Origin of the sequence: Antarctobacter aquimaris, from assembly GCF_900184945.1 — a bacterium.
GTDB classification, from domain to species: Bacteria; Pseudomonadota; Alphaproteobacteria; order Rhodobacterales; family Rhodobacteraceae; genus Maliponia; species Maliponia aquimaris.
On record NZ_FXYF01000021.1, the window covers coordinates 52080 to 66506 of the forward strand.

Annotated in this window: 12 protein-coding genes; 2 read left to right on the forward strand and 10 right to left on the reverse strand. The window is 67.3% G+C overall.

What is annotated here, in order from left to right; genetic code table 11:
- Positions 1-10: 10 nt before the first annotated feature.
- The 10 genes from MAA8898_RS23385 to MAA8898_RS23430 form a co-directional block, all read right to left on the reverse strand.
- Complete coding sequence (locus MAA8898_RS23385) at positions 11-1837, reverse strand: ABC transporter ATP-binding protein (protein ID WP_094023442.1); 1827 nt, start codon at positions 1835-1837, stop codon at positions 11-13.
- The gene (locus tag MAA8898_RS23390; RefSeq protein ID WP_094023443.1) at positions 1837-2712 is read right to left on the reverse strand and encodes an ABC transporter permease; all 876 of its coding nucleotides are present in this window, start codon (positions 2710-2712) and stop codon (positions 1837-1839) included. Before MAA8898_RS23390 ends, MAA8898_RS23385 begins: the two co-directional genes overlap by 1 nt.
- Entirely contained in the window at positions 2709-3650 is a 942-nt protein-coding gene (locus MAA8898_RS23395) for an ABC transporter permease (protein WP_217900532.1), read from the reverse strand. The genes MAA8898_RS23390 and MAA8898_RS23395 overlap by 4 nt, the downstream gene beginning before the upstream one ends.
- A gap of 68 nt (positions 3651-3718) precedes the next feature.
- Entirely contained in the window at positions 3719-5263 is a 1545-nt protein-coding gene (locus tag MAA8898_RS23400) for an ABC transporter substrate-binding protein (RefSeq protein ID WP_094023444.1), read from the reverse strand.
- Between the two features lie 51 nt (positions 5264-5314).
- On the reverse strand, positions 5315-6967 hold the full coding sequence (locus MAA8898_RS23405; RefSeq protein WP_094023445.1) for an amidase: 1653 nt from the start codon (positions 6965-6967) through the stop codon (positions 5315-5317).
- The gene (locus MAA8898_RS23410; RefSeq protein WP_176445298.1) at positions 6960-7709 is read right to left on the reverse strand and encodes a FadR/GntR family transcriptional regulator; all 750 of its coding nucleotides are present in this window, start codon (positions 7707-7709) and stop codon (positions 6960-6962) included. The genes MAA8898_RS23405 and MAA8898_RS23410 overlap by 8 nt, the downstream gene beginning before the upstream one ends.
- 292 nt (positions 7710-8001) lie before the next feature.
- Positions 8002-9573, reverse strand: a complete 1572-nt coding sequence (locus MAA8898_RS23415) for a GMC family oxidoreductase (RefSeq protein WP_094023447.1) — start codon at positions 9571-9573, stop codon at positions 8002-8004.
- Positions 9574-9597: 24 nt separating this feature from the next.
- Positions 9598-10122: a Twin-arginine translocation pathway signal gene (locus tag MAA8898_RS23420; RefSeq protein ID WP_094023448.1), complete on the reverse strand. Its 525-nt coding sequence runs from the start codon at positions 10120-10122 to the stop codon at positions 9598-9600.
- A 23-nt stretch (positions 10123-10145) separates the two neighbouring features.
- Positions 10146-10541, reverse strand: coding sequence for a VOC family protein (locus MAA8898_RS23425; RefSeq protein ID WP_094023449.1), 396 nt, complete (start codon positions 10539-10541; stop codon positions 10146-10148).
- 114 nt (positions 10542-10655) lie between these two features.
- Complete coding sequence (locus tag MAA8898_RS23430) at positions 10656-10949, reverse strand: ribbon-helix-helix domain-containing protein (protein WP_094023450.1); 294 nt, start codon at positions 10947-10949, stop codon at positions 10656-10658.
- 163 nt (positions 10950-11112) lie between these two features.
- On the opposite strand from MAA8898_RS23430, the gene MAA8898_RS23435 reads away from it, so the two are divergent.
- Together MAA8898_RS23435 and MAA8898_RS23440 are read left to right on the forward strand one after the other, a co-directional pair.
- Entirely contained in the window at positions 11113-11760 is a 648-nt protein-coding gene (locus MAA8898_RS23435) for a GntR family transcriptional regulator (RefSeq protein WP_094023451.1), read from the forward strand.
- 166 nt (positions 11761-11926) lie between these two features.
- Complete coding sequence (locus MAA8898_RS23440; protein ID WP_094023452.1) at positions 11927-14218, forward strand: arginine/lysine/ornithine decarboxylase; 2292 nt, start codon at positions 11927-11929, stop codon at positions 14216-14218.
- Positions 14219-14427: the final 209 nt, after the last annotated feature.

The following is a 14427-nucleotide window of genomic DNA, read 5'->3' on the forward strand; positions in this document are numbered from 1 at the left end:
CTCCTTTGGCTCAGGCGATGTCGCGCAGCACGAGGTGGCCGGGGGCGACTTCGTCATAAAGCGATGGCGCGGGGGCGTGGTCCAGCGGAAAGACCGGAGAGGGGATCGGGCGGAATTTCAGGTCTTCGCGGATGACCCGTTTCGCGGGATCGGCGATCGGCACCGCGCTCAGCAGCGAATGGGTGTAGGGGTGGCGTGGGTCCTCGAAGATCTGTGCCCGGCTGCCGATCTCGACGATGCGGCCCAGGTACATCACGCCGACCCGGTGCGAGACGCGTTCCACCACCGCCATGTCGTGGCTGATGAACAGAAACGAGATCCCGAGCGCGCCCTGCAACTCCATCATCAGGTTCAGCACCTGCGCCTGGACGGACACGTCCAGCGCCGACACCGCCTCGTCGGCGATGATCAGCTTGGGGTTCACGGCCAGCGCGCGGGCGATGGCGACCCGCTGGCGCTGCCCGCCCGACAGCTCGTGCGGGAAACGCCGCATGAAGGCGCGCGGCAGTTCCACACGGTCGAACAGGTCGGCCACGCGGTCCTCGATCTCGCGGCCCGAGGCGAGGCCGAAGTTCGACAGGGGTTCGGCCACCTGCGCGCTGAGCCGCATGTACGGGTTGAGCGAGGCGAAGGGGTCCTGGAACACCATCTGCATGTCGCGCCAGGCGCGATGGCGCAGGTCGCGGCGCGACAGGGCGCGGATGTCGGTCTGGTCGAGCAGGATCCGGCCCGAGGTCGGTTCGGACAGGCGCAGGATCGACCGCCCGCAGCTGGACTTGCCGCAGCCCGACTCGCCCACCAGCGCAAGGGTTTCGCCCTTGGCGATGTCAAAGCTGACGTCCTCGACCGCGTGCACGTTGGCAATGGTGCGGCGCAGGATGCCGCCGCGCACCGGAAAGCGCGTGGTCAGTTTGCGGACCTGCAACAGCGGGTCCCTTTGCGGCTCGGGGCCGGGCACCGGCTCGGGCACGGGGGCAGAGCCGATCAGGCGCATGGGTTCGGGCGCGGGTTTGCCGCGCATCTCGCCCAGCCGCGGCACCGCCGCCAGCAGCGCGCGGGTGTAGTCCTGCCGGGGCGCGGCAAAGATCTGTTCGACCGGGCCTTCCTCCACCAGGTTGCCCCGGTACATCACCACGACGCGGTCCGCCATCTGCGCCACCACCGCCATGTCATGGGTGATGAACAGGACCGCCATCCCGGTGTCCCGCTTGAGCCGGTCGATCAGGGCCAGGATCTCGGCCTGGATGGTCACGTCCAGCGCGGTTGTCGGCTCGTCGGCGATCAGCAGGCGGGGTTTGCAGGCCATGGCCATGGCGATCACCACGCGCTGCCGCATGCCACCCGACAGTTCGTGCGGATACTGTTTCAGCCGGCGCTCGGGCTCGGGGATGCGGACCTCGCGCAACAGGTCCAGGGCGCGGGCGCGGGCCTCCTGCGCCGACAGGCCGCGATGCAGGCGCAGCCCGTCGGTCATCTGCCGTTCGATGGTGAAGACCGGGTTGAGCGAGGTCATCGGCTCCTGGAAGATCATCCCGATCTCGTCGCCACGAATGGCGCGCATCGTGTCGTCATCCGCGCGGGCAAGGTCGATCTCGCCGCGCTTTCCGGCAAAGCCCAGCCGGCCGCCGGTGATCCGGCCGCCGCCGAATTCGACCAGCCGCATCAGCGACAGCGAGGTCACGGACTTGCCCGACCCGCTTTCGCCCACCACGCAGACGGTTTCACCCGGCGCGATGGCAAAGCTGATGTTCTCGACGCCGACGATGGGGCCGTCCTCGCCCCGGAACTCGACGCGCAGGTCCTCGATCGAGACAAGCGGGCGCAGGTCGTCGTGCATCACGCGCCTCCCTTGCTGCGCGGGTCGAGCGCGTCGCGCAGCGCGTCGCCGAACATGTTCAGCCCCAGCACGGTGATCGCCACCGCGGCGCCTGGCACCAGCGCGGTCCAGGGCGCGCGGTCGAGGTAGTCGCGCGAAGCCTGGATCATCAGCCCCCAGGAGGCGTCCGGCGGCTGCGTGCCCAGGCCGAGAAAGCTGAGGCCGGCCTCGGCGAGGATCGCAAAGGCGAGGCTGATCGTGCACTGCACGATCACCGCGGGCATGATGTTGGGCAGGATGTGGTGCACGATCAGCCGCAGGTCGGAATTGCCGGCGGTGCGGGCGGCCTCGACATAGGGCATCTGCGCGACGCGCAGCGTCTCACCCCGGATGATGCGGGCGAGAAAGGGCGTAAAGGCGACGCCGATGGCGATGATGGTGTTTTGCAGGTTCGGCCCCAGCACCGCCGAGATGGTCAGCGCCAGCAGCAGGGCGGGAAAGCTCAGCAGCGTGTCCACCAGGCGCATCAGCACGTTGTCGGTGGTGCGCCCGACATAGCCCGAGATCAACCCCAGCGGCAGGCCGATCACCATCGACAGGAACACCGCCGCCGTGGCGATGTAGACCGAGGTCTGCGCGCCCAGCAGCACGCGAAACATCAGGTCGCGCCCCAGCTGGTCGGTGCCCAACGGATGCGCAAGGCTGGGCGGCGACAGGCGCGCGCGCATGTCCATTTTCGTCGCCCAGTCATCGGGGATGAAGACCGGCGCCAGCAGCGCGGTGGCAAAGATCAGCAGCACCAGGCCGGCGCCGATCAGCCCCTTGGACCGGCGAAAGGCGGCGGGGAGTTTCGGGCGGCGGGCCTTGGCTCCAAGGGGGTGTGCGGCTTGGGTCATGACAGGCGGATCCTCGGGTCGACGACGACGTACAGAAGGTCGACGATCAGGTTCGCCAGCATCACCACGGCGGCGATGACGAAGACGCTCGCCTGGATCAGCGGGATGTCGCGGTTGAGCAACGCCTGGTAGGTCAGCCAGCCCATGCCGGTGTAGTTGAAGAGGCTCTCGACCACGATGATGGACCCGAAGAGATACCCGACCTGAAGCCCGGCCACGGTCATCACCGGGCCGACCGCGTTGGCCAGGCCGTAGCGCCAGACCACGGTGCCTTCGCCCAGGCCCTTGGCCCGGGCGACGCGGATGAATTCCTGGTTGAGGATGCCGGTCATGGTGGCCCGCGTCATCCGGGTCAGATGCGCCATCAGCCCCAGGCCCAGCGCCAGCGACGGCAGCAGGGCGTGGCGCACCGCGGCGAACAGGTCCTCGCCCGGATCGACAAAGCCCGAGGAGGGCAGCCAGCCCAGGCCCCGGGCAAAGAGCAGGATCAGCATGATCCCCCAGAAGAAATCCGGCAGGCTGACGCCCAGCAGCGCGGTCGAGCTTGCCGCCGTGTCCTGCCAGCGGTTGGCATGCACCGCCGCCCAGACCCCCAGCGGGATGGCGGCGGCCAGGGCGATGGACATCGAGAACAGCACGATCAGCCCGCTGGCGGTCATCTTCTGCGCCAGCAGCGGCGCGATCGGTTCCTTGAAGACCAGCGAGGTGCCCCAGTCGCCGGTCACCATCCCGCCGATCCAGCGCCCGTATTGCACCAGCAGCGGGTCGTTCAGGCCCAGCGACTCGCGCAGTCCGGCCAGCGCTTCGGGGTTGGACTGCGTGCCCATGATCATCATGGCCACATCGCCGGGCAGGATGTTGGTGACCGCAAAGGTGATCGCGGAGATCAGGAACAGGGTCAGCAGCATCGACAGCGTGCGGTTCAGGACAAAACTCACGCGCGCATCCTTTGAAACTGGGGAAAGGGAGGCGGCCGCCCAAGGGAGGGGCGGCCACCATGGTCCGGTCAGGCCTCGGCCAGCCAGACCTTGTGGAAGTTGAGGTTGGAGCCGTTGGGGTGCACCACGGTGTCCAGCCCGATCACCCGGGGCTGCGCACCGATGGTGCCGTTGCGGAACCACAGGATCACGTCCAGCGTCTCGTCATGGACGACCTGCTGGACCTGCTTGTAGACCTCGGCGCGGGCGGCCGGATCGACGGTGACGCGGGCCTGCGCCGTCAGTTCGTCCACCCGGGCGTTCGAGATCTTGCGGTAGTTGAACGCGCCTTCGGTGTTCCAGAGCGAGTAGTAGAGGAAATCCGGCTCCCACAGGGTGAAGAAGTTCATCATGGTGATCTGGAAATCCTTGTCGACCCAGCATTGCGACAGCCAGTCCGACCAGGTCAGCTGCACGATCGAGGCATCGACGCCGGCCATGCGGAACCATTCCAGCATGATCTGGGCGGACTCCACGTGGTAGGGATAGTTGGTCGTGACCTTGAACACGACCGACAGCTGACCCGGGCCGTAACCGGCCTCGGCCAGCAGCGCCTTGGCCTTTTCGATGTCCTGCGGGCGCTGGGTGAGCGCGGCGTTGTAGGACGCCGAGGTCGGGTAAGAGGGCGAGGCCGTGGTCTTGCCCTGGCCCCACAGCGCGCCTTCCAGCAGCACCTCCTTGTCGATCATGTAGTCGAAGGCTTCGCGCACCTTAGGGTTCTTGAACGGCTCGTAGTCGTGGTTGAAGTTCAGGAAGTCCCAGTTCAGCGGGAACCAAGCCACCACCTGCAGGTTCGGATCGGCCTCGATCTCGGCGACACGGTCGGCGGGGACGTCGTTGATCATGTGCAACTCGCCGGTGCGCAGGCCGGTCAGGCGCACGGTGGGTTCGGTGATCTCGCGTGCGATGATCCGGTCCAGGTAGGCCGGGCCGCCCCAGTAGTCGTCGAACCGCTCAAGCTCGACCTCGTTGCCGAACTCGCGGCGCACGAACTTGAACGGGCCGCAGCCGGTGGGGGTGGTGCCCTGCACCTCGCCCGAGCCTTCGGGCATGATCACGCCGGCGCCGTTTTCGGCCAGGCGCGACAGGAAGGGCGCGTTGACCTTGTCCAGGGTGATCACCACGGTCAGGTCGTCGGGCGTTTCGATGCTGGCCACGTTGTTGAAGACCTCGAAGTTCACCGCCCCGGTCGCCGGATCGCGGCAGCGGTCGAAGGAGTATTTCACGTCCGCCGAGGTCATGGTCTTGCCATTGTGGAATATCACGCCGGGGCGCAGCCTGAAAGTGTAGACCAGCCCGTCCGCGCTTTGTTCAAAGCTCTCGGCGAGGCTCGGGATGACCTTAAGCTCCTTGTCCACGGTCACGATGGAATCGTGCACGTTCTGCAACACGCGCCCGGTCGAGGCGGTGCCGGTCTGGTGCATGTCGAGGTTCTGCGTGGTCTCGGAATGGCCCCAGATCAGCGTGCCGCCGGTGATCGGGTCGCCGTGCGAGGCGGCGAAAGCGGGCAGGGAATAGAGCAGCGTGCTCCCCATCAGGGCAGACGTGGTCTTCAGAAAGTCTCTGCGTTTCATTGTCTTTGCTCCTTGTTGGTCTTCGGTTTCCAGGCGCGTTTCAGGCGCGTTTCAGGCGGGCAGGGCGGGGCGTTCGGCCGCCACCCCCAGGCTGGCCTCGAGCGCAAGCCCGAGGCGCAGGATCGTGCCTTCGTCGAACAGCCGGCCCCAGAGCGAGATGCCTTGCGGCACGCGATGGGTCTGGCCGCCGCTGTCGGCCTCGCCGGTGGTCAGCTTTCCGGCCCCGAGCGAGGCCGGGCTGCGGGTGCCGAGCCGGTCGAAGCCGGCGCGCAGGTGCAGGCAGGGATGGCCGGTGAAATTCGACGCGATCAGCATCGGCCCGGTCATGAACGGGCCGATCAGCACGTCGATGTCCAGAAACAGCCCGTCGAGCGCCTGCATCACCAGGTAGCGCAGCCGGTCGAGCTGCACGTGATCCACCGCCGACAGGAACCGCGCCTTGCGAAAGGTGTTGGGCCAGGCGCCGTCGTCCTGCCAGGTCAGCGTGTCGTCGACATCGCTGAGGGTCAGGTGCTCGAAGGCCGCCGCGGCCTCGGCGTAGACCACGTTCATCAGGGCGCCGTAGGGCAGGTCGGGCAGCGCGACCTCGACCACCTCCAGCCCCAGGTCCTTTGCGGCGGCCAGCGCCGCGCGGTCGATGTCGGTGGCCCCTTCGCCAAAGGCCTCGGGCAGGTAGCCGATGCGCAGCCCGTCGATGCCGGCGGTCGCGTCGAAATGGAACGGCGCCTGGATCGTGCAGCGGTCATCCGCGTCCGCGCCGTTCAACGCCGCGAGCACCAGCGCGGTGTCCTCGACCCCCCGGCAGATCGGCCCGACCTTGTCGAGCGACCAGCACAGCGCCATGCCGCCCGCGCGGCTGATCCGGCCAAAGGTCGGCCGCAGGCCGGTGGTGCCGCAGCGCTGGCTGGGGGAGGTGATGGAGCCCAGCGTCTCGGTCCCGATGGCAAAGCCGCACAGCCCCGCCGCCGTGGCCGAGGCCGACCCCGCGCTGGACCCAGACGAGCCTTCGTCGAGGTTGAACGGGTTCCGCGTCACGCCGCCGTACCAGATGTCATTGTAGGCCAGCGCGCCCACCGTGGTCTTGCCCAGCAGCACCGCGCCCGCCTGTCGCAGCAGCGTGACGATGCGCGCGTCGCTGTCGGGCACCCGGTTCCGGTAGGGCTCGGCGCCCCAGCCTGTGGTGATGCCGCGGGTGTCGAACAGGTCCTTGAGACCGTAGGGAATGCCGTGCAGCGGCCCGAGCGATTTGCCTTGGGCGGTCAGCGCGTCCATCGCATCGGCCTCGGCCAAGGCCAGGTCCGGCGTCAGGGTGGCAAAGCAGAAGAGATGCGGGTTCAGCCGTTCGATCCGGTCAAGGTAGATCGCGGTCAGGCGGCGGCTGGTCAGCGCGCCCGAGGCGATCCAGGCGCCCAGCTCCGGCAATGTGGCAAAGGCGATGTCCTCGTCGCTGTCCGGCAGCGGCTTGTCGGGGCGGCTGGGGGTGATCCCGTCCTGCACCGGCATGACGAAGCCCGGCAGGCGCGGATCAAAGCGCGAGGCCATGGGGACGGTGTTGGGCAGGTCCACCGCCCGCCGGGCGATGGCCGAGGCGATCTGGCCTTCGAGGTTGTCCAGCATCTGCGCGCGTTCCCGCGCGGTGTATTCGAGGCCCATCAGGCGTTCGGCGCCCATGATGTCGGTTTCGGTGATCTTGATGTCAGCCATGGGCCGTTCCCTCCTCCCTGTTCTGATTGTCCGTCGCGGCCTGCGCGTCCGTCGCAGGGCGGTGTCCGAGGGCCGAGGACATCGCCTTGAACCGCGTTTCCAGGTGCAGCCGCATCGCGGCGCGGGCGGCCGCTGCGTCGCGCGCGGCGATCGCGTCGACCACGGCCAGGTGCTGCAACCGGGATTCGCGCAGCGACAGGTCCGAACGCGCCCGCGCCCGCAGCGCCTGCCACCTCGCGGAGCTGCGGCTGTTGTCCAGCATCGCGAAGGCCGCCTGAAGCGGCGCGTTGCGCGCCGCCTTGGCGATCAGCCGGTGCAGGGCCGAGTCCCACAATTCGATCATGTCATCCTCCTCGGAGCCGTACCTGTGCTGCGCCAGGACCCGCATCCGCGCGATTTCATCCGGTTCGGCCCGCATCGCGCAGAGCGCGGCCAGTTCCGGCTCGATGCACAGCCGCGCCTCCATGACCTCGATCGGCGCGACGGCGCGGTTGATCTCGGCCGCCAGCGCGGCAATGGGGGCTTCGGGCTGGCCGGCAAAGGTGCCCTTGCCCTGGTGACGCCAGATCAGCCCTTCGGCCTCGAGCGAGGAAAGCGCCTTGCGCACCACCCTGCGTCCGACCCCGGTCGCCTCGCACAGCGCGCGTTCGGTCGGCAGCCGCCCCCCGGGTCCCAGCTGACCGGAGTCCAGCAGGGCGATCACATGCGCTCTCACGTCGAAAACGGTCGGCTCCCGTGCCATCCGATTCTCTCCCCCCCCAGGCCGCGGCGGGTGCCGCGAACAAATCCAAGATTGGTTCACTTGAGCGCCTCTGCCAAGGATTTTCCATCCTGTCGGCCGCATGATCGCGGCAATTCCGCTGATCCGCCCAAGGACCGGGCGCGGCGGTGCGACCTGAAAACGCCCCGAAACCCCGCGCGTCCTTGGCGCAAGACAGGGGCCTGTCGCCCCGTCGCCCTTGTCCGGACCGCATCCGCGCAAACGAAAACGGGCGCCCCTGCGGGCGCCCGTCCTTGTCGTGTCCCAAGTGACCTCAGATGGTACCGGCGCTCATCTCGCGGGCGATGTGATCCGCCTGCCGGATGGCCAGCGCCACGATGGTCAGCGTCGGGTTCTCGGCCGCGCCGGTGGTGAACTGCGAGCCGTCCGAGACGAACAGGTTGGCGATGTCATGCGTCTGGCCCCACTTGTTCACCACGCCGTCCCGCGGATTCTCGGACATCCGGTTGGTGCCCAGGTTGTGGGTCGAGGGATAGGGCGGGGTCGGGAACACCCGGGTCGCGCCGACCGCCTCGTAGACCGCCATGCCCTGCTTGTAGGCATGGGCGCGCATCGCCTTGTCGTTGGCGTGGTCGCTGAAGTGGACATTGGCCACCGGCAGGCCGAACTTGTCCTTGACGTCGTGGTTCAGCGTCACGCGGTTGGTTTCCTGCGGCATGTCCTCGCCCACGATCCACATGCCGGCCATGTTCTCGTAGCTGTCCAGCGCCGAGGTGAACTCGCGGCCCCAGGCGCCCGGATCGAGGAAGGCCGCCATGAACGGGATGCCCAGGCTCAGCGTCTCCAGCTCGTACCCGCCGACAAAGCCGCGCGACGGATCGTGCCGCGCCTCGTCCTGGATGATGCCCGCCATGGTCGTGCCGCGCCACATCTTCACCGGCTTGTCGAAGGTGGCGTAGACCGATCCGGTCATGTGCCGCATGTAGTTGCGCCCGACCTGGCCCGAGCTGTTGGCCAGCCCGTCCGGGTACATCGACGAGGCCGAGTTCAGCAGCAGGCGCGGGCTCTCGAACGAGTTGCCGGCGACGCAGACGATCCGCGCCTTCTGCATCTGGAGATTGCCGTCAGCGTCGAAGTATTCGACCCCCGTCACCTTGCCCGTGTCGTCGTGCAGGATGCGGGCCACATGGGCGCGCTCGCGCACTTCGAGGTTGCCGGTGTCCTCGCCCTGCGGGATGTCGGTGTAGGCCGACGACCACTTGGCGCCCCACTTGCAGCCCTGAAAGCAGAAGCCGGTCTGCTGGCAGGGGATCCGGTCGCCGTCGTCGCGGGTCTGGATCGCCATGCGGCCGGTGTGGACCTCCTTGTAGCCCAGCGCCAATGCGCCCTTTTCGAACACCTTGTAGTTGTTGTTGCCGGGCAGGCCGGGGCGATTGCCGGTGCGGGTCACGCCCAGCTTCTCCTCGGCCTTGTCGTACCAGGGCGCCATTTCGGCGGCGTCGATCGGCCAGTCCAGCAGGTTCGCGCCCGTCACCGGGCCGTAGGTCGTCGCGGCCTTCCACTCGTGCTCCTGGAACCGCAGCGAGGCGCCGGCCCAGTGGGTGGTGGTGCCGCCCACGGCCTTGACGATCCAGGCCGGCAGGCCGGAAAAGTCCTTGGCGACGCGCCAGTCGCCGGAGGTGGTGCGCGGGTCGGTCCAGGCCAGCTGGCCAAAGCTTTCCCATTCGTCGTTGACGTAGTCCTCGGGCAGGTAGCGCCCGCCGGCCTCCAGCGCCACGACCGAAACGCCCTTCTGCGCCAGTTCGTTGGCCAGGACGCCACCGCCCGCGCCGGTGCCGATGATGACGACGACGCTGTCGTCGTTCAGATCAAAAGGTGCAGCCATAGTCCTATCTCCTCCCTATGGCCTTCAGAGCCAGTTGATGTCGTCGAAACCGCGGTCGATGTAGCCGCCCTGGCTGTAGCTTTCGCCCTCGTAGCCAAAGATCGGCCAGACCGCCTTCTGGTTGTAGAGGCCGGTCACCAGGCCGCCGCGGACCTGCTGGAAAAAGGCGCTGTCCTCCATGCCGCGCAGGATATCCACCCGGTCCCGCTCCCATCCGGTGTCGAGGTAGGAGCCAAAGCCCTTGCCCTGCGCCGCGGCGTCGAGCGCGGCGATGCCTGCGGTGATGCCCGCCGCCGCCTCGGGGCTGTCATAGCCCTTGACGGCGGCGACGTAGTTTTCGTCGGGGATGCGGTCGTGCGGGTAGATGTCGCGCGCCATCTGCACCAGGGTCGCGAACACGCGCCCATCCAGATGCGCTGTCTCGTAGGCCCAGGCCGCGTCGGGTGCCGCGATGAACCCGGCCCCGGCGACAAAGGTCGCGCCGGCAGCGCTGGCGCGGGCCAGCAATTGCCGGCGTGTCAGGCCCCTCGGGCCGCTGTTGGTGGTCATGGTCTCTCCTCCCATAGATGAACTCACTTGAAGCGCCCCGCCCGTTCGAGCACTTCGATCTGGTAGCCGTCCGGATCGGCCACGAAGAAGAACCGCGCCAACAGCTGTCCGCCGGGCGCGAATTCCACAAGCTTGCGGGGGTTGAGGCCCTCGGCCTCGAAACGGGCGTGTTCGGCCTGTAGGTCGGCGACCGACACCGCGAGGTGGCCATAGCCGTCACCTAGGTCGTAGGGCTCGGTCCGGCCCTTGTTGATCGTCAGTTCAAGCTCGAACTCGGTTTCCGCGTTCGACATGTAGACCAGCGTGAACTCGGGAAAGTCGAGCCGGTCGGCGACGGTCAGGCCGAACGCCTTTTCGTAGAATGCCACCGAGCGCGCCTCGTCCAGCACGCGGATCATGGAATGGATTTGCTTGGCCACCGGCCGCTCCTTCTGCCCTGCTTCGTACTCTGGACAAAGCTTGGCGGGTTGCGGCGGTGGCGGGGTAGTAGCTGGTTACTACCCGCAGAGATTTTTCGTCGCTAGCCTTGGCGCCTATTCGGCAGCCAGTTGCATCGGCCGGCGTTCCGGGGTGATCTCGATGAATTTCAGGCAGGCGCAGCGCAGCAGGGAGGTAAAGTTGGTGGGCTCGCCGCGCAACTCCAGCACTTCGGAATGCAGCTTGGAAATGAAGGTTGGCGTGGTGACCCCTTCTCCCGCCGCGATCTCGTCGAGGATTTCCCAGAAAGCCCTTTCCAGGCGGATGCTGGTGCTCTGGCCATTGAGCCGCAGGCGGCGGGTCTCACCCGCATAGCGCTGCGGGTCCTGTCCGGCAAAGACTTGGCACATCGGGTCTCTCCTCCCCAGGCGCACATGGCCTTCGGTCGGGCCGGTACGCTGTTCCTGCTGCTGAATTCCGTATACGAAATCCGGAAAGCTGTCTATCTGTCCTTGGGTCGGTGCGCTGTCGCCCCGGGGGCGTGCAGCGGCAACGGATCACGAGAGAGGCGCCATGGAGGCGATCAAGCCACCGAAATCCCTGACGGATCAGACCTATGACATCCTTCTGGATGCGATCTGCACCGGCGAGCTGTCGCCCGGCGACCGGCTGAACCAGGACGAGATCGCGGGCCGCCTGAACGTCTCGCGCCAGCCGGTGAACAGCGCGATCTCGATTCTGCGCGCCAACGGCCTTGTCGAGGATACCGGGCGGCGCGGGGTCGTCGTGGCGCCGATCGACGCCGGCCTGTTCCGCCCGATCCTCGAATTCCGCCGCCTGGTGGACCCCTTTGCCGTGGAACTGGCCGTGCACCGCCGGCCCGACGACGCGCGCCAGCGCGCGGGCGCGATCCTTGACCGGGGTCGGGCGGCGGCGCGGGTCAACGATGTCGCGGCACTGGTCCAGGCCGATGTCGATTTCCACGAAATGATCTACGCCTGGAGCGGCAACCCGGTGATCGAAATGTCGATGCGGGTCAACTGGCACCATATCCGGCGCTACATGGCCCTTGTCCTGCGCACGCCGGGCGCCTCGATCCCGATCTGGGAGGAACACGCCTCAATCGTCGCCGCCCTGTTGTCCGGTGACGCGGAGCGGGCCCGGTGCCGGATGTCCGCCCATCTGGACGTGGCGGACCAGCGGATGCTGGCAGCACTCTGACCGCGCGGCCGGGCAGGGGGGCGGTGCGCGGCTTGCCGCCACCGCGATCCTCACCCCGCGTCATGGACCGCGCTCACCCATGCTGCGGGTGCACCTGCCCCTTGACGTTGCCTGCCCGGGGCGAAAGAACGGTCGGACGGCCCGCGTTCGCCCCCAGGAGGGACACATGAAGTTCCGTTTTCCCATCGTCATCATCGACGAAGATTTCCGCTCCGAGAATACCTCGGGCCTGGGCATCCGCGCCCTGGCAGAGGCCATCGAAAGCGAGGGCTTCGAAGTGCTTGGCGTGACCAGCTACGGCGACCTGTCGCAGTTCGCCCAGCAGCAGAGCCGCGCCAGCGCCTTTGTCCTGTCGATCGACGACGAGGAATTCAGCCCCGGTCCGGACCTCGACCCGGCGGTGGTGAACCTGCGCAACTTCATCGAGGAAGTGCGCTGGAAGAACGCCGACGTGCCGATCTACGTCTACGGCGAGACCAAGACCAGCCGCCACCTGCCCAACAATATCCTGCGCGAGCTGCACGGCTTCATCCACATGTTCGAGGATACGCCCGAGTTCGTCGCCCGCCACATCATCCGCGAGGCGAAAAGCTATCTCGACTACATCCAGCCGCCGTTCTTCAAGGCGCTGCTGGACTACGCCGAGGACGGCTCCTACTCGTGGCACTGCCCGGGGCATTCCGGTGGCGTCGCCTTTCTGAAATCGCCGATCGGCCAGATGTACCACCAGTTCTACGGCGAGAACATGCTGCGCGCCGACGTCTGCAATTCGGTCGAGGAACTGGGCCAGCTGCTGGACCACAACGGCGCCATCGGCGAATCCGAAAAGAACGCGGCGCGGATCTTCAACGCCGATCACTGCTTTTTCGTGACCAACGGCACCTCGACCAGCAACAAGATGGTCTGGCACCACACCGTCGCCCCCGGCGACGTGGTCGTGGTGGACCGCAACTGCCACAAGTCGATCCTGCACAGCATCATCATGACCGGCGCGATCCCGGTGTTCCTGAAACCCACGCGCAACCACTGGGGCATCATCGGCCCGATCCAGCGATCGGAGTTCGAGCCGGAGGCGATCAAGGCCAAGATCCGCGACAACCCGCTGCTGGAAGGCTACGACGCCGAGACCGTCAAGCCGCGCATCATTTCGCTGACCCAGTCGACCTATGACGGGGTTCTCTACAACACCGAAGAGATCAAGCGGATGCTGGACGGCTACGTCGAGAACCTGCATTTCGACGAGGCCTGGCTGCCGCACGCCGCGTTCCACCCCTTCTACGGCACCTATCACGCCATGGGGCGCAAGCGCGGGCGGACCAAGCATTCGGTCACCTATGCCACCCAGTCGGTGCACAAGCTGCTGGCCGGGATCAGCCAGGCCAGCCACGTTCTGGTGCAGGACAGCGAGGAGACCAAGCTGGACCGCCACCTGTTCAACGAGGCCTACCTGATGCACACCTCGACCTCGCCGCAGTATTCCATCATCGCGTCCTGCGACGTGGCGGCGGCGATGATGGAACCGCCGGGCGGCACCGCGCTGGTCGAGGAAAGCCTGGACGAGGCGCTGGATTTCCGCCGCGCCATGCGCAAGGTCGACGAGGAATACGGCAACGACTGGTGGTTCCAGGTCTGGGGGCCGGACAAGTTCGCCGACGAGGGCATCGGCCGCGCCAAGGACTGGGAGTTGAAGAAGACCGACAGCGAAGGCGTCGAAAGCTCGGGCGAGGACGCCTGGCACGGCTTTGGCGACATGGCGCGCGGGTTCAACATGCTGGACCCGATCAAGGCGACGATCATCACACCCGGCCTGAACATCGACGGCCGGTTCGAGGAAAACGGCATCCCGGCGTCGATCGTGTCGAAATACCTGACCGAACACGGCGTGGTGGTGGAAAAGACCGGCCTCTACTCGTTCTTCATCATGTTCACCATCGGCATCACCAAGGGCCGGTGGAACACCCTGCTGGCGTCGTTGCAGCAGTTCAAGGACGACTACGACCGCAACCAGCCGCTGTGGCGGGTGATGCCCGAGTTCTGCGCCGCGCAGCCCCGCTACGAAAAGATGGGCCTGAAGGACCTCTGCCAGCACGTTCATGCGCTCTACGCCAAATACGACGTGGCGCGGCTGACCACCGAGATCTACCTGAGCGATCACCACCCGGCGATGACCCCAACCGAGGCGTTTTCGCACATCGCGCGGCGCAAGACCGAGCGTGTCGCCATCGACGAGCTCGAAGGCCGCGTGACCACCAGCCTTGTGACACCCTATCCGCCGGGCATCCCGCTGCTGGTGCCGGGTGAGGTGTTCAACGCCAAGATCGTCGAGTACCTGCGCTTCAACCGCGATTTCGCGCGCGAATGCCCGGGTTTCGAGACCGACATTCATGGGTTGGTGCAGGAAACCGGCGAGTTCGGCGAGGTGCTGCACTACGCCGATTGCGTGGCCGAGAACGGCTGACCGTCGGGGCGGGGGGGGGCGGCCCCCGCCCGGTGGACCCCCCCCCCCCCCCCCCCCGTGCCGGCCCGCCGCGGCGCCCCCCCCCGCGGGAGCCGTGCGGCGGGCGGGGTTGGGCCGGCGCCTGGGGCGGTGCGCTGCGCGTGGGGGAGGAGGGGTACGACGCGAGAAGAGGAGGGTGAGGTGCATGTCTCCCCGCGGATCGCCGACGT